24 protein-coding genes are annotated in these 24,299 nt (G+C 72.6%); 7 read left to right on the plus strand and 17 right to left on the minus strand.

Features of this window, described 5'->3' with window-relative positions; genetic code table 11:
• Positions 1 to 6 precede the first annotated feature (6 nt).
• The 9 genes from L6E12_RS04970 to L6E12_RS35270 form a co-directional block, all read right to left on the minus strand.
• Entirely contained in the window at positions 7 to 702 is a 696-nt protein-coding gene (locus tag L6E12_RS04970; protein ID WP_236226685.1) for a hypothetical protein, read from the minus strand.
• Positions 699 to 1,466: a hypothetical protein gene (locus tag L6E12_RS04975; RefSeq protein ID WP_236226686.1), complete on the minus strand. Its 768-nt coding sequence runs from the start codon at positions 1,464 to 1,466 to the stop codon at positions 699 to 701. Before L6E12_RS04975 ends, L6E12_RS04970 begins: the two co-directional genes overlap by 4 nt.
• Position 1,467: 1 nt before the next feature.
• Positions 1,468 to 2,607, minus strand: coding sequence for an acyl-CoA dehydrogenase family protein (locus L6E12_RS04980; protein WP_236226687.1), 1,140 nt, complete (start codon positions 2,605 to 2,607; stop codon positions 1,468 to 1,470).
• Positions 2,608 to 2,682: 75 nt separating this feature from the next.
• Positions 2,683 to 3,057, minus strand: a complete 375-nt coding sequence (locus L6E12_RS04985) for an ectoine synthase (RefSeq protein ID WP_236226688.1) — start codon at positions 3,055 to 3,057, stop codon at positions 2,683 to 2,685.
• Positions 3,054 to 3,881, minus strand: a complete 828-nt coding sequence (trpA, locus tag L6E12_RS04990; RefSeq protein ID WP_236226689.1) for a tryptophan synthase subunit alpha — start codon at positions 3,879 to 3,881, stop codon at positions 3,054 to 3,056. Before trpA ends, L6E12_RS04985 begins: the two co-directional genes overlap by 4 nt.
• A complete protein-coding gene (locus L6E12_RS04995; protein ID WP_236226690.1) occupies positions 3,874 to 4,899 on the minus strand; it encodes an anthranilate phosphoribosyltransferase in 1,026 nt (341 codons plus the stop codon). The genes trpA and L6E12_RS04995 overlap by 8 nt, the downstream gene beginning before the upstream one ends.
• A 1-nt stretch (position 4,900) precedes the next feature.
• Positions 4,901 to 5,176 carry a phosphopantetheine-binding protein gene (locus L6E12_RS05000; protein WP_236226691.1) on the minus strand — a complete coding sequence of 92 codons (276 nt, stop codon included), beginning with the start codon at positions 5,174 to 5,176 and terminating at the stop codon, positions 4,901 to 4,903.
• Positions 5,173 to 6,711, minus strand: a complete 1,539-nt coding sequence (locus L6E12_RS05005; protein ID WP_236226692.1) for an AMP-binding protein — start codon at positions 6,709 to 6,711, stop codon at positions 5,173 to 5,175. The genes L6E12_RS05000 and L6E12_RS05005 overlap by 4 nt, the downstream gene beginning before the upstream one ends.
• Positions 6,671 to 7,600 (minus strand): MaoC/PaaZ C-terminal domain-containing protein, encoded by a 930-nt coding sequence (locus tag L6E12_RS35270; RefSeq protein ID WP_236226693.1) that lies wholly within the window; start codon positions 7,598 to 7,600, stop codon positions 6,671 to 6,673. The genes L6E12_RS05005 and L6E12_RS35270 overlap by 41 nt, the downstream gene beginning before the upstream one ends.
• A gap of 555 nt (positions 7,601 to 8,155) precedes the next feature.
• On the opposite strand from L6E12_RS35270, the gene L6E12_RS05015 reads away from it, so the two are divergent.
• The gene (locus tag L6E12_RS05015) at positions 8,156 to 11,512 is read left to right on the plus strand and encodes a BTAD domain-containing putative transcriptional regulator (RefSeq protein WP_236226694.1); all 3,357 of its coding nucleotides are present in this window, start codon (positions 8,156 to 8,158) and stop codon (positions 11,510 to 11,512) included.
• A gap of 337 nt (positions 11,513 to 11,849) precedes the next feature.
• On the opposite strand, the gene L6E12_RS05020 is transcribed toward L6E12_RS05015, so the two are convergent.
• The 8 genes from L6E12_RS05020 to L6E12_RS05060 form a co-directional block, all read right to left on the minus strand.
• Positions 11,850 to 12,287: a PH domain-containing protein gene (locus tag L6E12_RS05020; RefSeq protein WP_236226695.1), complete on the minus strand. Its 438-nt coding sequence runs from the start codon at positions 12,285 to 12,287 to the stop codon at positions 11,850 to 11,852.
• Between the two features lie 83 nt (positions 12,288 to 12,370).
• Positions 12,371 to 12,586, minus strand: coding sequence for a hypothetical protein (locus L6E12_RS05025; RefSeq protein WP_236226696.1), 216 nt, complete (start codon positions 12,584 to 12,586; stop codon positions 12,371 to 12,373).
• A gap of 74 nt (positions 12,587 to 12,660) precedes the next feature.
• The gene (locus tag L6E12_RS05030) at positions 12,661 to 12,891 is read right to left on the minus strand and encodes a hypothetical protein (RefSeq protein ID WP_236226697.1); all 231 of its coding nucleotides are present in this window, start codon (positions 12,889 to 12,891) and stop codon (positions 12,661 to 12,663) included.
• A 54-nt stretch (positions 12,892 to 12,945) separates the two neighbouring features.
• Positions 12,946 to 13,317, minus strand: coding sequence for a hypothetical protein (locus tag L6E12_RS05035; RefSeq protein WP_236226698.1), 372 nt, complete (start codon positions 13,315 to 13,317; stop codon positions 12,946 to 12,948).
• A gap of 441 nt (positions 13,318 to 13,758) precedes the next feature.
• On the minus strand, positions 13,759 to 15,063 hold the full coding sequence (locus L6E12_RS35005) for an ATP-binding protein (protein ID WP_304523854.1): 1,305 nt from the start codon (positions 15,061 to 15,063) through the stop codon (positions 13,759 to 13,761).
• 519 nt (positions 15,064 to 15,582) lie between these two features.
• Complete coding sequence (locus L6E12_RS05050; protein ID WP_236226699.1) at positions 15,583 to 16,332, minus strand: 3-oxoacyl-ACP reductase family protein; 750 nt, start codon at positions 16,330 to 16,332, stop codon at positions 15,583 to 15,585.
• The gene (locus L6E12_RS05055) at positions 16,329 to 17,315 is read right to left on the minus strand and encodes a 3-oxoacyl-ACP synthase III family protein (RefSeq protein WP_236226700.1); all 987 of its coding nucleotides are present in this window, start codon (positions 17,313 to 17,315) and stop codon (positions 16,329 to 16,331) included. Before L6E12_RS05055 ends, L6E12_RS05050 begins: the two co-directional genes overlap by 4 nt.
• Positions 17,316 to 17,325: 10 nt before the next feature.
• A complete protein-coding gene (locus tag L6E12_RS05060) occupies positions 17,326 to 17,586 on the minus strand; it encodes a hypothetical protein (RefSeq protein WP_035283455.1) in 261 nt (86 codons plus the stop codon).
• A 191-nt stretch (positions 17,587 to 17,777) separates the two neighbouring features.
• Between L6E12_RS05060 and L6E12_RS05065 the strand changes: the two genes are divergently transcribed.
• The 6 genes from L6E12_RS05065 to L6E12_RS05090 are packed head-to-tail and all read left to right on the plus strand — an operon-like array spanning position 17,778 to position 24,092.
• Positions 17,778 to 19,346, plus strand: coding sequence for an NAD(P)/FAD-dependent oxidoreductase (locus L6E12_RS05065; RefSeq protein ID WP_236226701.1), 1,569 nt, complete (start codon positions 17,778 to 17,780; stop codon positions 19,344 to 19,346).
• Positions 19,343 to 20,743, plus strand: a complete 1,401-nt coding sequence (locus L6E12_RS05070; RefSeq protein ID WP_374201836.1) for an aspartate aminotransferase family protein — start codon at positions 19,343 to 19,345, stop codon at positions 20,741 to 20,743. Before L6E12_RS05065 ends, L6E12_RS05070 begins: the two co-directional genes overlap by 4 nt.
• Positions 20,744 to 20,781: 38 nt before the next feature.
• Positions 20,782 to 21,423 (plus strand): hypothetical protein, encoded by a 642-nt coding sequence (locus L6E12_RS05075; RefSeq protein WP_236226702.1) that lies wholly within the window; start codon positions 20,782 to 20,784, stop codon positions 21,421 to 21,423.
• Positions 21,420 to 22,082 (plus strand): DUF6875 domain-containing protein, encoded by a 663-nt coding sequence (locus L6E12_RS05080; protein WP_236226703.1) that lies wholly within the window; start codon positions 21,420 to 21,422, stop codon positions 22,080 to 22,082. Before L6E12_RS05075 ends, L6E12_RS05080 begins: the two co-directional genes overlap by 4 nt.
• Positions 22,079 to 22,672, plus strand: a complete 594-nt coding sequence (locus L6E12_RS05085) for a hypothetical protein (RefSeq protein ID WP_236226704.1) — start codon at positions 22,079 to 22,081, stop codon at positions 22,670 to 22,672. The genes L6E12_RS05080 and L6E12_RS05085 overlap by 4 nt, the downstream gene beginning before the upstream one ends.
• Positions 22,659 to 24,092, plus strand: coding sequence for a multicopper oxidase family protein (locus L6E12_RS05090; RefSeq protein ID WP_236226705.1), 1,434 nt, complete (start codon positions 22,659 to 22,661; stop codon positions 24,090 to 24,092). Before L6E12_RS05085 ends, L6E12_RS05090 begins: the two co-directional genes overlap by 14 nt.
• Positions 24,093 to 24,299 lie beyond the last annotated feature (207 nt).

Consider the following 24,299-nt stretch of genomic DNA (forward strand, 5'->3'; position numbering starts at 1 on the left):
TCCGGTTCAGACCGCGGGCACGGCCAGCGCGGTGTCGAATTCCGACACCCAGTCGGCGACGTTCCCGGCGCGCAGCAGGGAGGTGCCGAGCAGGAGTCCTCTGTAGCCGGTGCGCACCAGGTGGGCGGCGACCGCCGGGTCGGCGATGCCGCTGGCGCTGACCGGGCAGCGGGTGCCCGCGGCGAGCACGTGCGGGAGCATCCGCTCGCTGCGGCCGAGGTCGCCCGCGTCCTTCTCGCCGGTCTTGATGTCCTTGTTGTTCACCGCGATGGCGCAGTGCTCCGCCAGCGGCAGCGCGGCCACCTCGGCCTCCGTGGTGACCTCGACGAAAGGGGTCAGACCGAGGGCCAACGCCCCTTCGACCAGGGTGGTGAGGCTGGAGCGGGTGAGCAGCCCGGCGGTGAGCAGCACAGCGGACGCGCCCAGGTCACGGGCCCGGTGCAGGTGGTCGCGGCGGGTCAGGAAGTCCTTCTGCAACACCGGGAGCGCGGTGGCGGCGGCGACCTCGGCCAGCAGCTCGGGGGTTCCGCCGAACCAGCGGCCGGTCACCACGGACACGCAGGACGCGCCCGCGGCCGCGTAGGAGGCGACGACCTCGGCGACCGCGCGCCCGGCCATCAGGTCCTCCCCGTGCGGGGACTTCCGCTTGACCTCCATGATCAGCGGGCGCCCGGCGAGCAGGCTGTCGACGAAGGCGCTCACGGGGCCACCGCCCCTTCCTGGCCGACCACGACCGGCCGCGCCGTCGGCACCGTCAACTCCAGGACCTCTGTTCGCGGTTCCCCGCCCCAGGAGGCGGTGAGCGCGGCCACGGCGTGCCGGTCGAACCGGCCGTCGTCGCCGCGGGCGGCCGTGTCGACGTCCACGCCGAGCATCCCGGGGTGCACCGAGAGCCGCGGGTAGGCGGGGCGGCTGGCGGCGTCGATGCCGCCCGCGAGGACGAACGGGATCGTCATGCCCGCCACCAGGTCCACCACGTCGGACTCGGCCAGCCGCAGCCCGGTGCTGCCGACCTGGCCGTTGAGCCCGACCCGGTCGAGCAGGAACGTGTCGACCCCGGCGCGCTCGTAGGCGGGGATGAGCCGCTTCTCCACGCACTGCCCGTCGGCGACGTGCAGCACCTTGAGGATGTGCGCCTCGGGCCTGCGCCGCCGCAGGGCCTTCACCAGCGCGGGTGGCTGGTAGGCGTGCAACTGCACCCACTCGATGCCGGAGTGCTCCATGGCGTCGGCGATCGCGTCGGCGTCGGCCAGGAAGGTCACCAGCACCGGCCGCAGCCGACCGGTCGAGCGGGCGGCGGCGGCCAGGTCGGCGAGGCGGTCGAGCGGCAGCTCGGCCGGGCCGCCGGGGACGCCGTGCCAGAGGCCGACGAGGTCGACCCCGCCCGCGGCGAGCAGGTCGATGTCGGCTTCCGCGGTCGCGCCGCAGACCTTCAGCAGGGAGTTCAGCAGGGAGCGCACGGTCACCTCACAGGCCCATCATCGACGCGATGCGGTTGTACTGGGTCTCGGTGGACCCGGAGTAGATGGTCCCGGCGACGGCGTTGCGCACGTCCTTCTCCAGGCCGGTCTCGGCCATGTAGCCGTGCCCGCCGAAGACCTGCACCGCGGCCAGGCTGGAGGCCAGGTTCGCCTCGCTGGTGAGCAGCTTGGCGATGGCCATCTCGGTGGTGACGCCCTTGCCCGCGACCAGCATCTCGGCCACGTCGTAGAGCCACTTGCGCGCGGTGTCGAGCTTGATCTTCATGTCCACGAGCCTGTGCTGGATGGCCTGGTAGGACCCGATCGGCTGACCGAACGCCGTGCGCTCCTTGGCGTAGGCCACGCACCGGTCCAGGCGGTGGGCCATCTCGCCGACGTTGGTGATGAAGGAGAACAGGATCTCCCGCTTCATCACGTGGTCGAGCACCATGAACCCGGCGCCGACCCGGCCGATGACGTGGTCGGCGGGCACCCGGCAGTCGTCGAAGAACAGCTCCGAGAGCGGGGAGGTGCGCAAGCCCATCTTCTTCATCGGCTTGCCGACGACCAGCCCGGGGGTGTCGCGGCGGACGAGGAACGCGGTGGTGCCGAGCGCCCCCGCGCCGGGGCGGGTCAGCGCGTAGACGACGAACAGGTCGGCGACGGGGCCGTTGCTGACGAAGGTCTTGCTGCCGTTGAGGACGAACTCGTCGCCCTCGCGGCGGGCGGTGGTGCGCATGTTCAGCGCGTCCGACCCGCCGGACGGCTCGGTGATGGCGTGCGCCCCGATCGCCTCGCCCGAGGTGATCAGGGGCAGGTAGGCGTCCTTGAGCGCCTTCGACCCGAACGCCTCCAGCGGGATGCCCGTGCTGCACATGCTGGTGGTCACGGAGAAGGTCAGGCCCGCGTCGCGGTTGCCCTCGCCGAGGGCCTCCAGCACGCCCATCACGGTGATGAGGTCGAGGCCGTCGCCGCCCCACCGCTCGTCGAACGGCAGCGCGAGCAGGCCCGCCCGCCGCACCAGCTTCCACTTCTCCCAGGAGAAGGTGCCCTCCTCGTCGCGCTCGACATGGTCGGCGCTGAATGCCTCGCACCAGCGCGCGATGCCCGCGCGCAGGTTTTCCTGATCAGCGGTCCACTCGATCACGGCGAAACGCCCTTCCTGGTCTTGTGTGGGATCACCGGTGCGGCGGGGCGGGGAACCGCCCAGCGGGGAACGGGCTCAGTACGCGGAGGCGCCGGAACCGTCGAGGTTGTGCACCTCGTCGCCGCGCAGGGCGGGGGTGAACACGGAAATCAGGTGCAGGTCCTCGTCCGGGCCGGCGATGAGCCAGTGCTCGTCGTGCTCGTTGAGCGCGTAGAGGACACCCGGGGTGATCGGGAACGAGTTGCCTGACATGTCCTGCACCTCACCGGAGCCGCCGATGCAGTAGCAGGCCTCCAGGTGGTTGCGGTACTGGAGCTTGGACTTGGACCCGGCGGTGACGACGGTGTCGCAGACGGTGTAACCCAGGCCGTCGGCCGCGACGAGCAGGCGGGCGCTGGTGCCGTTGCCCCAGTCGACGGTCTTGACGGTGTCGAGATCACGGATGATCATGGTGTGCTCCCTGATGCGAGGGGGTTGTGGATGGGGTGGAGGAGGGAGCGGGCGAAGTCGCCGAACTCGGCGACCAGGTCCGTGCGCCTGTGCAGGGCGCTCTCCACCACCCCGACGCCGGCGGAGCCGACGATTGCGGCGTCGGCTCCGATCCGGTGCACCGCTTCGACGTCGTGCCGCGTCTTGACGCCGAAGCCGACCGCGATCGGCGCGGTGGCCGTCGCGTTCAGGCGGACCACGGTGTCCGCCAGTTCCGCGTAGCCCGCCGCGGGCGCGGTCCCGCTGCGCCCGTAGTGGGCCACCAGGTACAGGTAGGCCGTCGCGTGCGCGGCGGCCACCCGCTGCACCTCGGAGGTGCTGACCTTGTGGTAGCAGGTGGTGATGATCGGGAGCTGCGCTTCCGTCGTCACCCGGTGGTATTCGGCCCGCAGACGCGGTGGCAGGCCGTGCACCAGCAATCCGTCGACACCGCTGTCGACCACTTCCCCGGCCACCGCTGCCAGCGACCGGCGTTTGAGGGAGTGGCTCCAGTCCGCCAGCAGGGCGATCCGGAGCCGCGTGAGGGTGGGGCGGACCTTCGCGACGAATTCCAATGCCACGTCCAGGTCCACCCCCTGGGCCAGGGCCCGGTCCGCGGAGTCGCGGACGGTCTTGCCGTCGGTGACCGAGCCGGGGAACGGCACGGCCAGCTCCAGGCAGTCCACGCCGATCTCGTCCAGCGCGGGCAGCAGCTCGGCCAGCACGTCCAGCGGCGGGTCACCGGCGTTGAGGAACAGCGCGAGCCCGGGGCGGTCCGGGGTGAGCTGGTCGAAGAACCTAGCCACGGGCCACCGCCTTCGCCCGCACACGGTCCACCAGGGCCACCGCGGCACCGCCGTGCACGGCGTCGGTCGCGGCGGCGAAAGCCCCTGGCCACGTCGCGGCGTGACCACCGGCCATCGCCAGTGCGGCGGCGTTGAGGCACACGGCCTCGGTGGCCGCGGTGGTGCCGCGGCCGGAGAGCACGTCCAGGAAGTGCGGGACGAGGCTGTCGGGGTGCGCCTCGGCCAGGTCGTCGAGCGAGCCGCGCCCGGGGGCCAGGTCGCCCGGCGACAGGGTGACGGGGTCACCACCGGTGTGCACGACGTTGTGGGCGAAGCCCAGGAGTTCGTCGCAGCCGATGTCGTTGGCGCACAACCAGACCGTGCGGTCGGTCGCTGACGCGGCCAGGTGGCGCAGCGGCTCCAGCGGGGCGGCCGAGGACACCCCGGTCACCTGGGCGGAGACCGGCACCGCGGCCAGGAACGGCCCGAGCGCGTTGAGGAACCGCCCGAAGGGCCTGAGCCCCAGCGGGACCAGCGCGCGGGCCATCCTGGTCAGCGGGGCCGGGTAGACGAACGGGCCCGCGAAGGCGATCCCGTGCTCCCCCAGGGCGTCCTCGGTGTCGGACACCGAGCGGGTCAGCCGCACGCCCAGCCGGTCGAGCAGGTCGATCGACCCGACCGACCCGGTGTAGGCGCGCGACCCGGTCTTCACCACGGGGACCCCCATCGCCGCGGCGACGAACGCCGCGGCGGTGGAGACGTTGAACGTGCGGGGTCCACCGCCGGTGCCGACGATGTTGACCGCCCCCGGCCAGGCCGGGTGCTCCGGACCGGACCGCCGCTCCCGCAGCGAGACCACCAGGGCCTTCAGCGGGGCCGCGGCCGGGAGGCGGGTCGACAGCGTCGCCAGCAGCGCGGAGACCTCGGCGCGGTCGAGGCCGCCGCTCTCCAGCCGGTCCCACAGCGCCCGCCAGGCGGGCAGGTCGACCCCCTCGGCCGCGTCTCCGCCGCGCAGCAGGGCGGCGATCACCTCGTCCATGTCAGCTCCCGGCCACCGCGGTCGCGGTCACCCTGGCGACGAAGGTGTCGATGGCGGTGACGCTGCGGAAGTTGTCCGGGTCCAGGTCGTCGTCGGCGATCGGGGCGCTGAAGCGGTCCTCGATCCAGGCGATCAGCTTGAGCAGGCCCAGGCTGTCGATGACGCCGTTGGCCAGCAGGTCGTAGTCGACCGCCAGCGCGGCGGGCTCCACGTCCGGCAGGAACTCCTCGATGATGAACGACTTGATCGTGTCCGAGTTGTCGATGTGGTTGGTCATGCGATTCTTCCTTCTACTGTGGACTGCTCGGTGAGCGTGTCGACCGCCTTTCGGTCGACCTTGCCTGTTGCCGTCTTCGGCAGGGGGACGTCGCTGATGCGCAGCGTGGTGGGCACCGCGTTGCGGGGCAGTTCCCGAGCGCAGTGCGCGCGCAGGGTCAGGCTGTTGAGGCCGCTGCCGGGCGCCCGGTGCACCGCGGCGGCGAGCAGCCTGCCCGCGACCGGGTCCGGCACCGCGAGCACCGCGGCCTCCAGCACGTCCGGGTGCGCCAGCAGCGCCCGCTCCACCTCGGCGGTGTTGACGGCGACGCCGCGCACCTTCACCTGGAAGTCGGCGCGGCCCAGGAGCAGCAGGCTGCCGCCGGGGGTGCGGCGGACCAGGTCGCCGGTGCGGAACCAGCGCAGGTCGTCGGCGCCGGTGGGGTGCGCACCGAACTTGTCGGCGTGCCGGGAGCGGTCGAGGTACCCCGCCGTCTGGAAGGGCGTGTGCACGAACAGCTCGCCCGTGCCGGGACCGTCCACGATCGCGCCATCGTCCACCAGCAGCGCCAGCACGCCGGGCAGCGGGTGCCCGATCGGGACGGGGTTGTCGGTCGGGGCGACGTCGGCGATGAAGCTGTCGTTGGTCTCGGTGCAGCCGTAGATGTTGCGCAGCCTGGCCCGGGGGAACAGCCGGGGCAGCTCGGCGAGCACGTGCGCGGGCATCGCGTCGCCGGTGAACATCAGGTGCTCCACCGACGGGAACGCGGTGTCGCCGTCGGCCACGGTCTGCAGGATGAGGCCGAAGAACATCGGCACCGCCTGCACGACCCGCACGTCCTGGGTGGACAGCAGCTCCACCAGGTGCCTGCCGTTGGCGGCGTGCGCCGGGTCCACCAGCACGACCCGCCCGCCCGCGGCCAGCGTGGTCCACACGTCCAGCAGGCACAGGTCGAAGTTCAGCGGTGCGACGTTGAGCACCGCGGTGTCCGGGCCGATGTCGAACTCCGGCGCGGCCCAGGCGATGAACCGGTCCACCGCGCCGCCCGAGAGCGGCACGACCTTCGGCAGCCCGGTCGAACCGGAGGTGGTCAGCATCAGCGCGGTGTCGGCGGGCGCGGGCTCCACCGCGGCGAGCGCGGCCGGGGCGGGCAGCTCGCGCCGCGGCTGGCCCTGCGGGACCAGCACCCTGGCGCACCCGGCCTGGGCGAACAGGGTGGCCAGCGCGCCGTCGGCCAGCGCGGGGGACGGCAGCAGGAACGGCCGCCCGGCCAGCAGGCAGGCCAGCGCCAGCGCCACCGCCTCCGGCGACTTGTCCGCCAGCAGCCCCACCGGGACGCCGGGGGCCAGGCCCAGGCCGTCGATCCGGTCGCGCTCGACGCACACCAGGTCGTACAGGTCGCCGTAGTCGATCCGGGTGTCGTGCCAGACCAGGGCCACCGCGTCCGGGCGGCTCTCGGCCTGGCGCAGGAACCCCGCGACCAACCCGTCGTGCGGGAGGACCGGCTTCTGCCGCTCAGGCAGCAGTGCCGCTGTCGTGGTGATCGAAGTTGTCATTGCTCTCGCCTCCTTCGGCCGTGATCCGGACCCAACCGGCCTTGACGACCGCGCCGCGCGCGGACCGGCACGCGAAGCCGACGACCGGTCCGCTGTCGGTGCTGTAGACGATTTCCAGCGCTTCTTCTGCGAACACGGGCGCTGTGAAGCGCGCCCCCACACCGGATATGCGCTCTGCGAAGCCGCCGGCGAACCGGTCGATGACGTCCTCGACGATCAGCGCCACCAGGCACATCCCCTGGACCACCCGGCCGGGGAACCCGGCGGCGACCGCGGCCTCGTCGTCGCTGTGCACCGGGTTGCGCTCGCCGGTGGTGGCCGCGAACCGGTCGACGGTCTCCCGGGTGATCACGCAGGTCACCGCGGTCGACTCGACCGGCCCCGGGCCCGGCTCGGCGTCGCGGGCCACGGCCACCGGCATCACGCCGAAGTTCGCGGGCTCGGTTGCACCGACCAGCAGGACCGCGGTGCGCAGCTCCGAGAGCGTGGCCCCGTCGCCGCCGACCAGCACGCACCGGATGGCCAACCGCACCCCGCGCGACTCGCGCCGGGCGGCGAGCACCTCCAGGTCGATGGCCACCCGCTCCCCCGGCTTGACCAGGCCGCGCAGCCAGAGCTGCTGGCCAAGGTGCACCGCGGTCGGGCGCGGCCCCTCGGCCGGGGTGAGCTGGCCGACGAGCTGCTCGTAGGTGTTCGAGGAGAGCAGGAACGGGTGCACCGGCGACGCCTTGGGCGTCCCGGCCGCGGTCCTGGCCTCGATGGCGGTGCGCAGCAGGCCGCGGAAGTCGCTGATCTCGGCGGCGGTGACCACCCGCATGTCCGTGGTGGCGTACCGGTCCGCGTGCCGACCCGCGGCTGCCTCGCCCGGCCGGGCGGCGACTGTGCTCACGTGTGTCTCCTCGAATTCGTATTGGCCCCGACAGCCCGACAATCGGATTCGGCCGGATTCCCGTGCGACGCACAATCCCGGTCGAGCCTCGATCGCCCATACCACCAATGCCGGAGGACGTGCATTCCGACCGCCGTGGGCGCCGGGCCTCCTCGTTTGGCCATTTTTGCGGGTCCACCGCAAGCGCACCGCAACACGCGGCCCGACCCCGTGGTGAGACGCTGGAACATGGGTGCTCACACCGGGTGCGCACCGTCCACGACGGACCCGTGCGAGGCAGCGGTCCCAGGGCGAGGGACGATCGCGAAAAGGAACCGCGTCTCACCGGTTCGACTGTTCGGCGCAACGCGGTACTCCGTTCCGCCATTGTGGCGGACCATTAACGAGGTGTTCGCCCAGCCGATGTTCCAGAGTCGACACGACATCAGCGGCGGCACTTGACACGCCAATCCCGCCCGGTTGTATGGTTCCCCCGCGAATCCGGAACCGATTTCGGCGGCGGAGCGGAATTCGAAGCGGAAACGTGGAGTGGCGAGACCACCGAGGAGTGCGGTCATGCTGATCAGGCTCATCGGACTGGTGTCGGTCACCGGCGGCGACGGGCAGCCCAGGCACATGTCCAGCGCGCAGGCGCAGGTCGCCTTCGCCCGGCTGATCATGGAGCGGGCGGGCGGCACCGAGCGCGACCAGCTCGCCGACACCGTGTGGCCGGAGGGGCTGCCCGACACCTGGGCCTCGGCGCTGCGCAGCCTGATGAGCCGGGTGCGCGCGTTCATGGCGGGCACCGTCGGGCCCACCGAGACCGGCGAACCGCCGCTCGTCGCCCAGGGCCGCCGCTACGTGCTCAAGCTCCCCGACACCGCCGAGGTCGACGTCGAACTCGCCGAGCGGGCGGTCGGCGAGGCGATCCGCGCCCTCGGCGACGGCGCGCACGCCGAGGCGCGCAGGCTGGCCCAGTCCGCGCTGGAGTACCTGCGCGAGCCGTTCCTGCCGCACCACGAGGGCGAGTGGGTGCAGGGCGTCCGCGACCACGTGGACGGTCTGCTGCAAACCGCGCTGCAGGCGGCCAGCACCGCCGCCGCGGCCGAGCGCGACGACCGGGAGGCGGTGCGGCTGGCCGAGGAGGCCGTCCGCCGCTCCCCGCTGAGCGAGGGCGCGCACCGCTGCCTGATGACCGCGCACAGCACCGGCGGCGACCGCGCCGAGGCGCTGCGCGCCTACCAGCGGCTGCGCCGGGTGCTGGCCGACGAACTGGGCATCGACCCGTCCCCGGAGACCCAGTCGGCCTACGTCGAGCTGCTCGGCGTGCGCGTCGGCCGCGACCGGGCCCGCTCGGCCCCCGGCGCGGCCGTGCCGTTCAGCGGCAGGCGCGGGGAACTGGCCGCGCTGGCCGAGTCCTGGTCGCGCGCCGAGGACGGCGACTGCCACCTGGCCCTGGTCACCGGCGAACCCGGGGTCGGCAAGACCCGGCTGGCCACCGAGGCCGCCGGGCGGATCGGCCGCGACGGCGGGCTGGTCGTCTACGGCCGCTGCCAGCCCGGGGCCGCCACCCCGTTCCAGCCGATCACCCAGGCGCTGGCCGAGTACGTCGCGGCCACCCCGCCGGACTCGCTGCCGGTGCTGCCGTCCGGCCCGCGCGAGACGCTGGCCGCGCTGGCCGCCGACCCGGGGTTCGGCGGCAGGCGCGGTGAGGCGGTCAGCGCGCTGGCCGACCTGCTGGGCGCGCTCGGCCAGGAGTCGCTGTGCCTGGTGGTCGACGACCTGGACCTGGCCGACGAGGGCACCTTCGCGGTGCTGCGCCGGGTGGCGCTCAACCGGGGCGCGGGGGAGGCCGCGAACGCCTCGGTGCTGCTGCTGGCCACCGCGGGCAGCCGGGCCGCGGGCCGGGCCGACGCGCGGGTCGGCGCGGCGTTCGCCGAGTTCGCGCAGGAGGCCGACCGGTACGGCAAGCTGCGCCGGGTCCCGCTGGCGGGCCTGGACGAGTCCGACGTGCGGGCGCTGTCGCGCAAGCTGGTCCCCGCCGCGGCGGGCGCCGACGTGCCGCCGCCGTACCGGCTGATCGCCGACACCGCGGGCAACGCCTACCTGACCGTGGAACTGCTGCGCTGGTACCAGGAGGGCCCCGCCGAACCCGGGCGGCGGCTGCCCTCGGGCGTGCACGACTACGCCGAGGCGTGCCTGGCCGCGCTGGAACCCGGCCCGCGCCGGTTCCTGCGCGCCGCGGCCGTGGCGGGCTTCGCCTTCGAGCTGGACCTGGCCGCCGACGCCGCCGGGCACGACCAGGACGAGGCGATGGACGCCCTGGACGTGCTGGTGGAGCTGGGACTGGTGGCCGAGGTGATCGCCACCGGCTACGGCTCCCGCCCGGTCACCAAGTACCGCTACCAGCACGACGTGGTGCGCCGCGCGGTCTACGAGCAGCTCAGCGAGACCCGGCGGCGGTGGCTGCACGCCCGCTTCGCCGACGCCATCGAGCGCAGGCGCACCGGCGATCTCGGGTTGCAGAGCCGCGCCCTGGCCCACCACCGCGCCGCCAGCGCCGAGGCCGACGGCGACACCCGCACCGTCCAGGCGAGCTGGCACGCCGCGGCCTGGGCCAGCCGCCAGGGTTCGCCGAACGAGGCGGTGCGCCTGTTCGAGCAGGCCCTCGCGCACGTCCCGGCCGCCGACAACGAACTGCACGCCGACGCCCTGACCCGCCTGGGCCTGGCCCAGTTGGCCGCGGGCCACCGCGACTGCGACCAGACCCTGCTCGACGGCTTCATCCAGGCCCTGCACTGGCACCGGCTCACCATCGCCGCGCAGGCCGCCCTGGGCCTGGCCGACGCGGTGCGCACCCGCCCCCGGCTGCGCCCCGAGGCCGCCGCCCTGATCGACCTGCTGCTGCGCACCCTGTCCCGCGGCGAGGGCCCCAGCGTCGGCGGCACCGTCGACGACGTCACGGTGGGCAGGCTCCTGGCCCGCCAGTGCGAACTGACCCGGGTCACCGCCGACCCGGCGGCCACCAGGGCACTGCACGCGATGACGGGGGAGCTGCGCCTGCTGGAAGGTCCAGACCACCTGGCCTGGCGGGCCACCCTGGCCGCCGAGGCGCTCACCGTCGCCGAGGCGGTGGGCGACACCGGGGCCAGGGTCGTCGCCGCGCACCACCGCGCCGCCACCGCCGACCTCACCGGCGACCTCACCGGGCGCGACACCGCCCTGGCCGCCCTGGCCGCGGCGGTCGCCGACAGCGACGACGACGGCGAGGACCTGCTCGCCGAACACGCGGTCGCCCTCGCGGTCACCCAGGGCAGGCTCACCGACGCGGCGGCCACCGCCCGCCAACTCGCCCCCGGCGGCCTGGCCCAGCGCCAGATGCTCATCGCCCGCTGGCTGGTCAACGGCGGCCGGGTCGACGAGGCCACCACCACACCCGGCAGCGCCGAACGCGCCCTCACCGCCATCCTGCGCGGCGACCGGGGAGCCGCCCACCTCACCGTCCGCGCCCTCGCCATCGGCGCCGAAGCCCTCCCCACCGGGGACGAGTGGCCGCACGTGGTCGGCGTCCTGGCGCTGTGCGCGGTGGAACTGGGCGACCCCAACACGGCGGAGGCCGTCCGCGCCCTGCTCACCCCGCACACCGACCTGACCTGCGGCGTCGGCTACCGCAGCTTCGTCGGCACCTCGTCGTTCCACCTGGGCAGGCTGGCCGTGGTCGTCGGCGAGTGGGACGAGGCCGAGCGCCACCTGTCCTCGGCGCTGTCACAGCTCTCGGCCCGCCGGGCGCGGCCGTGGATGGCGGTGGCGCAGCACGCGTTGGCGCAGGCGTTGGAGAACCGCAACCAGATCGGCGACCGCCGGTGCGCGGAGGCGTTGCGCACGGAGGCGAGCTGGACCCTGGCGAGCCTCGGGGTGCGCAGGTACGCGTAGTCCGGTGTCAGCAGCAGGGGTCTCACCCCTGCGTATCCGAAAGCCCTTTCCTCATGCCCCCACCACACCAGCACCTTCGATCACCAACACCCGGGCGCCGGATTCACCACCGAACCCCTCGGTTGAATACCGAACTACCCGCAAGATCATGACAACCCACCACCCGAAACGGGCGGCAAAGCCTCATCCAGGGACAAATCCCCGCCCGCCACTACGGCAGATCCCTCTGCCGCACCAGCGACCGGACGTTCAACCGCCGCCTGGCCCCATCCGCTGTCACGGTGCGATCGTCCGGAACCCCCACCACCACGTCAATCGGAATCCCGCCCCCCGGCACTCAGCCCCCGTCGCCCACCCCGGTCGCCCTCTCCTCGACCGTGGTCTTCAACCTCCGAACACCGGCGGGCACGCGGTCGGTGCCGAAGGTGTAGAACGACAGCGCCGACAGGTGCACGTCCTCCCGGTACGAGACCGTGGTGATGACCGGCACCCGGGACGGCAGAACGGAAGCACCCTCGCCGACCTCCATGCCGACCACCTCGGCCCAGGCGACCCGGGTCCGGCGCCCGAAGAACGGCACCTCGACCAGGCCGTCCGGCCCCACCTCGACCCCCGACCGCACGGCCGCCCACCCCGCACCCGCTCCCACGAGCGCGAACAGCACGGCCAGCACGACGTCCGCCACCCCCACCGGCCCCGCCACCACCTGGGCGACGGCGAGCAGGAAGAACAGCAGGGCGATCACGAGGACGAGCCACCGCCACTTCGACGTCACGGAATAGGACTGACCGGTCACGGGTGGTCCCCCCAGTGTTTGTCCTTGCCCCAGAACGCTTTCCTCGCACAGCGGTTCACCGTTCAGGCCGAGTGGAAGGGGCGACCGAACCGCTCGCAGAAAACGTACCACCGGGAATGCCCGCCCAGTTCCCGCCACCGCCGGGAGACCCGGAAGCAGAACCCGACCCAGCACACCGCGATGACCGCGAGGGCACACCCCACGAAGACCCGGACCTGGAACCCGGCGTAGACCATGCCGCAGATGACCACAAGAGCAACGACAACACGGGGTCCCACCCACGACCACACATCGTCGGGGTGCTCCGATCGCTCCACGACTCCCCCTCACCGACCGCGCCGGGTCGCCCGGATCACTTCGACTCCCTCTTCTTGTCGACGAGGGACCGAACGTAGAAGGCGGCGCAGATCGTCGCCGACACGGCAGCCGCCCAAGCGACCCCGAAGAACTTCAGGGTCAACGCGGGGACGACGAAACCCACGACAGCCACGAGTGCCACCCAGAGCACCTTCCACACCTGACCCATACCCACTCCTCGCTGGAGAACACCCCGGTGTTTCGCACCGAACCCGGACACGGTCACCCGTCTCCTCCCGCGCACTGGTCCGGTGTGCGCAACCGGTCGAGCCGAACCCGTCTACTCCCCCGGGCAGTCCAGGCCGGTCGAGCTGAACTCGAGGTCGAGGCTGACCAGGGTCGTGGGTTCGCGGGGGTTGCCCCAGAGGTCCACGCGCAGGGCGACGCCGGGGTGCCGGTCGGCGGTGTAGCAGTGGCGTGTCGTGTGGATCTCGGAGGAACCGGGGTCGTCCACCTCGAGTCGGGGCGTCCAGCCGGAGGCCGGGACCCGTTCGCGGTAGAAGGCGGCGACGCGGTCGCGGTCCGCTGTCGGCACGTACCCGTTCCACCCGACGTGGCCGATCCCGCCGGAGTCGTCGCAGGGCAGGGTGACCTCCTCCCTGCGGTCGACCACGGCGGGGAAAACCTCCGCCAGCACCGACTCGGTCCGCAAAGCCTCCACCCGAGCGCTTTCCGCCGCGGGACACCGTTCACCGGTGACCGCCGAACCACACCCCGCCACGGAAGCACCGACAAAAACGGAGACCAACACAACCCGCAGCACCGTGACCTTCGGAAGCACCCCGACCTCCCCGTGGTCGATCACACCCACCAGCGCAAGCACCGCCAACCGCCCAACTCGCGGCCCTCGAACGGTACCCCGAAACCGGATCCGATCGCGCCGCTACTTCCCAACCTCCGCGCGGATGGGGCGAGCCAAGTCCACAAGCGGCAGGATGTCGATCTCCTCGGCCAGACGTGCTCCACCCCGGAACAGGCCACGGTCGCACGATACCGGCGCACCGCACCTCCGGCGGCCGGATCCGGAACGTGGCCCCCGCACCACCGCTGCCTGCTCGAACTCCACCGGCCACGACACACCCGGGCAGCCCGATCACGCCAGTTGCACGCGCACCAGTGCCGCCGGGTCCGGGTGGGTCACCACGTCCACCACCCGGTCCGTCACCGGGTGCCGGGTTCCCTCCGTGGTCGCCACGATCATCAGCGGTTGGCCGCGCAGCGCGTGCCAGAGTTGCGACAGCAGCGCCACCGACGCCGGGTCCGCGCGGTGGGCGTCGGCCAGGACCAGGACCGTGGGGGTTCTCCTGGTGAGGGCGCCGATCCAGGCGCAGAGGGCCTCGACGACGCCGGAGCGGTCGGGGTCGCCCGTGGTGCGGGTCATGGTGCGGCCGCCGACGCGGGCCCCGACCTCGGGGAGGACCCGGTAGATCTCGTCCGCCCAGCCTTCGAGGTCGGCGGCGAGGCGGCGGGTCTCGACCCCGTCGGCGTAGGTGCCCAGGGCCTCGCGGAAGGCGCCCCAGCTCGAACCGGAACTCCAGCGCCCGTGCAGCACCAGCGCCCCCGCCGCGTGCAGGCGCAGTGCCGACTCGGCGGCGACCGCGATCCTGGACGCCCCGTCGCCGCCGGAGACGAGGACCAGGCGGGCCGCGCCTGCGCGCACCGGGGTCCACGCCGACATCACCCCGTCGACCCCGGGTGGGGTGACCCCGGCGTGCACGGCGCGGCGGGCCCAGTCCAGGTTGGACGTTCCGAGCCCGTCGCCCGCCTGGGTTCCCACGCGCATCTCGTACACCCGCTCGGCCGGGCCGCCCTCGACCGGGGTCCACAGGTCGCGGGCGAGCAGGTCGATCCCGGCGGGCAGGGTGGGCCCGGCGACCATCGCGGTGGGGGCGGTGGTGAGGATCTGCCCGGCGGCGGCCCGGGGCAGCAGGGCACCCGCGTGCCGCAGCGCCGCGGTCCCGGGGGCGGCGTCCCCGGCGTCGGCGGCGGTGCACAGCACGATCCGCACCGCCGCCATCGGCACGGCGGACGTCGGCGCGGCGGCCGCGGGGACCGTCGACGAGGCGACCACGACCATGCTGGCGATCTCCAGCGCCGCCCTGGTCGCGTCGCACACGCTGGGGAACAGCGCGCTGAGCACGCGCTTGTCCCCGACCCGCGGCACGGCCAGGTCCTGACCGCCGAAGCGCAGGGCGATGTCGTTCACCCGGACGGCGACCCCGGGGTCACCCGCGCCGAACTCGACGACCAGGGCGGTGAGCAGGCCGGGGCCGTTCGCGCCGTCCTCGCGCGGCCACGGCTGGGCGACCAGCCTGCGCAGCGAGGCGGCGAGTTCGTGGGCGCGGTGGGTGGCGGGGTCGGCGGGTGGGGGTACGGGGGGACGGCGGGTCACGGACATGCGGGTCTCCTCGCGCGTGGACCGGTGTTCCCGGTGGTCGCGGAGTCGGGCCAGGGGTGCTGGCGGACGGCGGTCGACCGGGGGCCCGAGCGCGTCGGGGCGGGCCGGTCGCGCAGTCGACCGCATCGCCCCTCCCGCCACCCCTGGTCCGGACAATACCGCCTGCGTTTCCCTCGATGGCTGTCCCCGGTCCACCGGGTGAATGCGCGTCGGTATTGGGTACGAATCCTAGCTGCCTCCACTCGAAACAGTCAAACAGGACGGGCCGGTACACCCCATTGTCGTGCCAGGCTTTGCATCCGAGAACAAACCACAGGTCAGACCACACATCCGCGATGAGACAAAAGCACCCCAACCGCACCCCAACAGATATTCACCGTCGCACCGGGTACGCCGATCGGCCTAATTGACAGCAATGGCGTAACGAATTGCCGAACACCACGCGACCGGCTGGTCGCACAAATGAAACCGGGGTGGTCCGCGTCGGCGGACCACCCCGGTCGGGGACGTGCGCGCGGCTCAGGTGACGCTGATGCCGCCGTCGATGCTGATGACCTGCCCGGTCATGTAGTCCGCGTCCAGGAACAGCCGGATCGCCGATGCGACCTCCTCGGTGGTGCCGAAGCGCGGGATCGGGGACTTGCCCTTGATCGCGTCCTGCACCCCGTCGGACAGCGTCTTGGTCATCTCGGTGATCATGAAGCCGGGGGACAGGGCGTTCACCGTGACCCCGCGGCGGCCGACCTCGGCCGCCAGGGTGCGGGTCAGCCCGATCAGGCCGGTCTTCGACGCGCCGTAGGCGGTCTGCCCCGAGGTGGCGATGATGCCCGACGGGGACACCACGTTGACGATGCGGCCCCAGCGCTTGCGGAGCATGTGGCCGATCGCCGCCCGCGAGGTGTGGAAGCTGCCGATGAGGTTGGTCTCGATGACCTTCCGCCAGTCGGCCGGGTCCTGCATCGCCATCAGCGCGTCCGAGCGGATCGCGCCGTTGTTGACCAGGACGTCAACGCCGCCGAACCTCTCGTTGATCTCCGCGAACATCGCCTGGACCTGCTCCCAGTCGGCGACGTCGCCGCCGACGACCAGCGAGTCGTTCTCCAGCTTGTCCGCGACGGCCTGCGCCTTCTCCCGGGAGCTGGCGTAGTGCACGACCACCCGGCAGCCCAGCGCGTCCAGCTCGACGCTCAGCGCCTGCCCGAGACCGCCGGACCCGCCGGTGACCAGCACGACCGGCTGCTCCGGCCGCGTGCCGACCTTTCCACTCATGTGGACACCCCTCCCCATTCCAGCAGTACCGATCCCCACGTCATGCCCGCGCCGAAACCGGCCAGCAGAACCAGGTCGCCGTTGTTGATGCGCCCGCCGTCCAACGCCTCGGCCAGCGCGATCGGGATCGACGCGGACGCGGTGTTGCCGTAGCGGTCCAGGTTGGTGACCAGCTTCGCCGGGTCGAGCCCGGTGTGGCTGAGGATCGAGTTGATGATCCGGATGTTGGCCTGGTGCGGGATGATGTGGTCGACGTCGTCGACGGTCACCTTCGCCTGCTCCAGGGTCTGCTTGACCGTCCGCACGGTGAACCGCACGGCGTTCAGGTAGATCTCGTTGCCGTTGATCTTCGCGTAGTGCAGGCCCTGCGCGACCGTCTCCGCGGTGGTGGGCATCCGGCTGCCGCCCGCCACCACCTTGAGGCTGTCGTGCTTGGAGCCGTCGGCGCCCAGGTTCCAGGCCCGGATCCAGGTGTCCGGGCTCGGGGTGAGCACCACCGCCCCGGCGCCGTCGCCCACCAGGATGCTCAGGTCCCGGTCCTCCGGGTCCACCGTGAGCGAGTGGGTGTCCGACCCGACGATCAGGATGGGCCTGGGGTCCATCATCATCAGCCCGGCAGCGGTGACCAGCGAGTACACGAAGCCGGAGCACTCGGAGTTGACGTCGTGGGCGCTCCCGGCGATCCCCAGCGCGGTGTGGACGAAGGCCGAGGTCGCCGGGGACAGCTGCTCCGGCGTGGCGGTGGCGACGATCAGGTGGGCGATGTCGGCGCCGGTCAGACCGGCCTTGTCCAGCGCCCGCCGACCGGCCTCGATGGCCAGGGAGGCCGTGGTCTGGCCGTCCTCGACGATCCGCCGCTCGTTGATCCCGCAGCGGCTGACGATCCAGTCCTCACCGACACCGAGCCGGTCGCCCAGCTCGGTGCTGGTGAGCACCTGGTCCGGGACGCTGATGCCCCAGCCGGCGATCTCGAATCCACTCATGGCCGTGCGCTCAGCCCGCGGCCGGGACGAGGTCCAGCAGGCGCTGGTGCACGGTGCGCAGCGTGGTGCTGTCGTCGATGTCCTTGAACAGGGACTCGTCGGCGGGGATGTGCGGGTACTGGTTCTGGAACCCGTAGAGCCACTCCATCAGGTCCAGCGAGTCGACGTCGGAGAGCTGGAGCAGGGCGGCGTCCACGTCCACCTCGTCCGCGCCGGACACGGCCTGCAACTGGGTGGCGAGCTCCTCGACGGTGGGCAGTTCTGCGCTCATGACTTCGCTCCTCGGGTTTGGATCCGACCGACCGACTTCCGTTGCGGCTGTCGGTGCTTGGGACGAATACAACCCAGGGCGGCGCAACAGCCGCGCAACCCGGTGCGTGTTGCGGGGCTGTTGCGTTCGCCGGGGTTGGCTCTGCGCATGGGCGGCTTCGCCGTGGAGCCGAGGATGAGTGGAGATCTCTCATGACGAGCACCATCAATCCCGGGCGCGTCGAACCGCCCGTGGACGACCGGGGCGCGCCGACCCCGCACTTCCGGGTCGCGGTCATCGGCACCGGCTTCTCCGGCCTGGGCACGGCGATCCGCCTCAAGCAGCAGGGGATCGACGACTTCGTCGTCTTCGAGCGCGCGGGCGAGGTCGGCGGCACCTGGCGGGACAACTCCTACCCGGGTTGCGCCGGGGACATCATGTCGCTGCTCTACTCGTTCTCCTTCGCGCCGAACACCGAGTGGAAGACGACCTTCGCCACCCGCGACGAGCTGCTGGCCTACCTCAAGGACTGCACCGCGAAGTACGGGGTGCGCGAGCACATCCTGTTCGACCACGAGGTCACCGGCGCGGAGTGGGACGAGCGCGAGGGCCGCTGGCACGTGCGGGCCGGGGGCCGCGCCTTCACCGCGCAGGTCCTGGTGGCGGGCGCGGGCTACCTCAGCGACGCGAAGCTGCCCGACATCGACGGCCTGGACTCGTTCACCGGCGAGCTGTTCCACTCCTCGAACTGGAACCACGACGTCGACCTCAGGGGCAAGCGGGTCGCCGTGGTCGGCACCGGGTCCTCGGCCATCCAGATCGTCCCGGCGATCCAGCCCGAGGTGGGGCAGCTCTACGTGCACCAGCGCACGCCCGGCTGGGTGCTGCCGAAGAACGACAAGGTGATCGGCAAGCTCCAGCTCGCACTGCGCCGCGGCGTGCCCGGCTACCAGAAGTTCCGCCGGGGCTTCAACAAGTGGGGGCGCGAGATCGTCGCGTTCTGGTTGGCCCGCCCGAAGGCCGCCACCAAGACCCTGCAGGGCATGGCGGAGAAGAACCTCAAGAAGAACATCACCGACGAGGCCCTGCGCGCCCGGCTCACCCCGGACTTCACCGTGGGCTGCAAGCGGATGCTGTTCTCCAACGACTGGTACCCGGCGCTGGAGAAGGACAACGTCGAGCTGGTCACCGACGGCATCACCCGGGTCGAGGGCAACACCGTGGTCACCGCCGACGGCACCCGCCGCGAGGTCGACGTGATCGTCGCCGCCACCGGGTTCTCCGCAACCGACCGCCCGATCGCCCACCGCATCCGCGGTCGCGGCGGGGTCTCCCTGGCCCAGACGTGGGCGAAGGAGGGCATGACCGCCTACGTCGGCTCCACCGTGGCGGGCTTCCCGAACCTGTTCCTGATCCTGGGCCCGAACACCGTGCTGGCGCACTCCTCGGTCACCCTGACCATCGAGGGCGGCATCAACCACACCCTCGACGCGCTCAAGGCGATGGACGAGCGCGGCCTGGCCACCCTGGAGGTCAAGCCCGAGGCCCAGACCGCCTACAACACCAAGCTCCAGGAGCGCTTCGACGGCACCGTGTGGGCGCCGGGCGGCTGCCAGAGCTGGTACCTCGGCGAGCACGAGACGAACCCGTCGGTGTTCCCCACCTACTCGTGGCGCTTCCTCAAGCAGACCAGGAAGGTCGACCTCACCGCGTACACCGCGACCACCGGCGTGGCGGCCCCGGTGGTGGGCGCCCGGAGCACCGGCACCGGCCCGCGGTGACCGCGACCGACCTGCGGCCCGCCCTGAGCAGCGGCGTGGACCTGCGCCACTGGCTGCCGCGGGCGGTCGAGGTGGTGGCCGCGTGGGGCGAGCGGTTCGGCCCGTTCACCGAGCACCCCGCGAACCGGGTCGACGAGTCCGCCTTCGCCGAGGCGTTCGAGGTGTTCGCCGCCAGGATGACCGACAACTACCCGTTCTTCCACCCGCGCTACGCGGGCCAGATGGTCAAGCCGCCGCACCCGGCGGCGGTCGTGGGCTACGTGACCGCGATGCTGCACAACCCGAACAACCACGCCGCCGAGGGCGGACCGGCCACCACCGCGATGGAGAAGGAGGTCGTGGCCGACCTCGCGGCGATGTTCGGGCTGCCGCGGCACGTGGGGCACCTGACCACCAGCGGCACCATCGCCAACCTGGAGGCGCTCTACGTCGCCCGCCAGGCGCACCCGGGCAAGGGGATCGCCTACAGCGGCGAGTGCCACTACACCCACCAGCGGATGTGCCACGTGCTGGGCGTCGAGGGCCACCGGCTGCCGGTGGACGACCTCGGCCGCCTCGACGTCGAGGCCGCCCGGACGGCGCTGGCGGGCGGGGAGATCGGGACGATCGTGCTCACCACCGGGACGACCGGTCTCGGCGCGGTCGACCCGGTGCACGAGGTCCTGCCCATCGCCCGGGAGCACGGCGTGCGGGTGCACGTGGACGCCGCCTACGGCGGTTTCTACGCGCTGCTCAAGAATTCCGGCGAAATCGACGGCAGGCCGTTCCGGGCCATCGCCGGTGTGGATTCGGTGGTGGTCGACCCGCACAAGCACGGCCTGCAACCCTACGGCTGCGGCGCGGTGCTCTTCGCCGACCCCGGCATCGGCAGGCACTTCGCGCACGACTCGCCCTACACCTACTTCACCGACAGCGACCTGCACCTGGGCGAGATCAGCCTGGAGTGCTCCCGGGCCGGTGCCGCCGCGGCGGCGCTGTGGCTGACCACGCGGCTGCTCCCGCTGGACCGCGGCGGTTTCGGCGAGATCCTGGCCGCGTGCAGGCGCGCGGCCACCGGCTGGGCCGCCCGGATCGAGGCGAGCACCGAGCTGCGCCTGTACCAGCGGCCCGAGCTGGACATCGTCACCTTCTTCCCGGAGCCCACCCCCGCCGACGCGACCACTGTGGACGCGGCGGCGGACCGGCTGCTGCGCGACGGCATGGCCGACGACGACCCGGTGTACCTCAGCGTGCTCCGGGTCGACGGCGCCGACCTGCGCGCCCGCCACCCCGACATCGCCGCGCGCCCCGGCGAGCCCGCCAGGATCGCGCGCAGCGTGCTGATCAAACCCGAGGCCGAGGACCACCTCGACCGGTTGCACGACCGGGTCCGCGCGCTCGCGGCCCCGGCCCCATGACCGCGCGCACCCCAGACGAGGCGGAGGGAGATCCCCCCATGACCCAGACCGAGCCCGCGACCGCGGCGCGGACGATCCGGCCCGCCGGGCCGGAGGACACCGACCGGTTGTGCGGACTGCTGGCCGAGGCGTTCCAGGACGACCCGCTGACCGCGTGGATCCTGCCCGACCCGGCCGAACGGGCGGCGGCGCTGCCCGCGTTCTTCCGCGTCTTCGTCGACCTGTCGCTGGCGCACGGCGGGGTCCTGGTCGGTGGGGTCGGCGGGGACTTCGCCGCGGTACTGCTCTACCTGTCCCCCGCCGGGTGGGAGGAGGCGCAGGAGCGCGACGAGGACGTGCAGCGCAGGCTCGCCGAGGCCGTCGGCTCCGGCACCGCGGCGCTGTTCACCATCCTGGCGATGCAGGCCGCGCACCACCCGTCGGAGGAACCGCAGTACTACGCCTCCTTCGGCGCGGTGCGCCCCGGCGAGCAGCAGGGCGGGTGGATGACCGAGATGCTGGGCCTGCTGGTCGACCGCGCCGACGCCGAGGGCGTGCCCACCTACGTCGAGGCCAGCTCCCCCGGCGGGTACGCGGTGAGCCTGCGCAACGGGTTCGCGCCGCTGGGCGCGGAGATCCGGCTGCCCGACGGCCCGGTGCTGCGCCCGATGTGGCGCCCGGCGCGGAGGTCCGGGGCGTGAACGGCGACCAGCACGTGCTGATCTTCTCCGCCGAGGAGGTCGCCCGCGGGCAGGTGCCCGCCGAGCACGCGGCCGTGCTGCGCACGGTCCTGGACTGGAGCGAGGAGTTCCTGGTCTCCCCGCACCCCGAACTGGGGCGCACCGGCCCGGTGTGCCCGTACACCCAGTCGTCGCTGCGCAAGGGGCTCTACCACCTGGCGGTGACGCGCACCGGCGACCTGGGCGCGACCGTGGCCGCCCTGCGGTCCTGGTACGAGCGCTTCGCCGCCGACCTGTCCGACGCCGACCGCGAGCTTCTGACGATCCTGGTGGCGCTGCCGCACCTGGACCACACCGACTCCACCGAGCTGGACGCGGTGCAGCGGGCGGCCAAGGACGGGTTCGTCGCCGAGGGCCTGATGATCGGCCAGTTCCACCCGGTGTGCGCCGAACCGGGGCTGTGGAACGACGACTTCCGGCCGCTGGTGTCGCCGGTCCCGCTGCTGGCGATCCGGCAGATGCTCGTGTTCGACCTGCTGTTCGTCGTCGACGACGAAAACCACCTGGACAGCTACCTGCGCCGGTTCGCCCCGGCCATCCCGTCGCGGGTGCGCGACCTGCTCACCCTGCGGCTGCGCCCCACCGGCGCGGCCGGTGTCCCGGTGGGGATGACGGCGTGAGCGGCGGGGGCAACGCCCTGGGTCGGGTGCGGGAGACACCCGTGCTGCTCGGCGCGGGCCTGGTGGCCGCGCTGGCGGCCTGGGAACTGCACGGGCACGCGCGGCCCCTGGTCTCCGGGTCGGCGAAGGCGCACGCGCTCGCCGGTTCGGTGTCGCACCACGGCCCGGTGCCGGGCCAGTACGTCCCCCCACCGGACGTGGTCGGCGACGCGCTGGCCAACCAGGTGGGCCTGGTGGCGCTGGCGGTCCTGCCCGCCGCCGCCGGGATCGCCTGCGCCGCCGCGCTCACCCGGCGGCTGTTCACCGGGCGGCGGCTCGCCACCGGGATGACCCCGAGGCTGGTCTTCGCCGCCCTCGCCGCGCTGGCCGCGGCCCTGGTGACCGCCGCGGTCGCCGGGGCCGCCCTGGGCAGCGCGGTGACCGCGCTCGACTCGCTGGAGTCGGCCGTGCAGGTGCTGCGCACCACGTTCGTGGGCGCCGTCCTGGCCACCGCCGTCCTCGGCCCCCCGTGGCGCACCCCCCGCGCCGACCACCCCGCACCGGATGACCGGGCCGGAAGACCAAGGACCCTGACCCATGCTCAAGCGTAGAGACGTGATCAAGCTCGGCGCGGTGACCGGCGCCGTGGTCGCCCTGCCCCTGGAGGAGGTCGCCGCGACCGTCTTCGGCCCGTCCTGGTCGGCGGCGGCGTTCAGCCGCCCGCTGCCCGTCCCCACCCCGATGCGCCCCTCGCGGCTGCGGCTCGACCGCGACGTCTACGACCTGACCGTGGACAAGTCCACCGCGGAGATCGTGCCCGGTGTGCGCACGCCCATCCTGTCCTACAACGGCTCCTTCCCCGGCCCGATGATCGTGGCCAAGCGCAACCGCCTGGTGCAGGTCAACGTGCACAACCGGCTCGCCGCCGACACCGCGGTGCACCTGCACGGCGGCAACACCCCGCAGTCCAGCGACGGCCACCCGCTCGACGTGATCAAGCCCGGCGCGTCGCGGACCTACCTGTACCCGAACCGGCAGCCCGCGGCGACGCTCTGGTACCACGACCACGCCCACCACATGGAGGCCGAGCAGGTCTACCGCGGCCTGTCCGGGCTCTACATCGTCGAGGACGCGGTGTCGCGGTTCCGCCTGCCCTCGGGCAAGCACGACGTCCCGCTGATGTTCCGCGACGTGAACCTGGGCGCCGACGGCACGATGACCTGGGAGCTGTTCGGCCAGCCCAACCGCTCCACGGTCCTGGTCAACGGCGTCGCCCAGCCGCAGCTCACCGTGCAGCGCCGCCGCTACCGGCTGCGCCTGCTCAACTGCTCCAACGAGCGCTCGATGCGCTTCACCCTGGGCAACGGCGCGTCGTTCCTCCAGGTCGCCAGCGACGGCGGGTTCCTGCCCAGGCCGGTCAGCCGCACCGAGGTCGTGCTCTGGCCCGCCGAGCGCGCCGAGGTCGTGGTGGACTTCGCCCCGTTCAAGGCCGGTACGCAGATCATGCTCGAGAACGCCGACGGCGAGGTGGACACCGCCAAGCAGTTGCTGCGCTTCGACGTGGCCGACGGTCCCGGCTTGTTCAACGCGGACACCAGCTACGTGCCCGCCACCCTCGTCCCCGCGCCCGCCGACCGGAAGCCGACAGTGACCCGCAAGGTCGTGCTCAGCTTCGACGCGGCCAACGGCGTCTTCCTGATCAACGGGAAGCAGTTCGACCCCGATCGGGTGGACTTCACCGTGAAGCGCGGCAGCACCGAGCTGTGGGAGATCACCAACACCGACACCCAGTTCCAGATCCCGCACTCCCTGCACCTGCACCTCATCCAGTTCACGGTGCTCGACCGCGACGGGGTCAGGGTGCCGGAGTGGGAGACCTACCCGAAGGACACCGTCCGCGTCCCCCCGGGCAGCACGGTCCGCATCCTGGCCACGTTCGACAGCGAGTACACCGGCGTCTACCCGTTCCACTGCCACTTCGTCGACCACTCGTCGGTGGCGATGATGGCGCAAATGCGCATCGTGCCCTGAACGGGCGCAGCCCGGGCACCCGTTCGCCGCGATCCGGGCGCCCACAACGGAGTGGGCGGGCACGCCCGGTGGTAGGGGGGCTTCCCTCCGGAGCCCCCGGCAGGGCACTCTGAAAGCGGTACCGACATGATCGATATGCAGTGGCTGGACCCATTCGCGGCCCCTTGAGACGCTGACCGCGCCCGGGGTTCGCGCAATGGCTGACCG

Source organism: Actinokineospora sp. PR83, from assembly GCF_021056305.1.
GTDB classification, from domain to species: Bacteria; Actinomycetota; Actinomycetes; order Mycobacteriales; family Pseudonocardiaceae; genus Actinokineospora; species Actinokineospora spheciospongiae.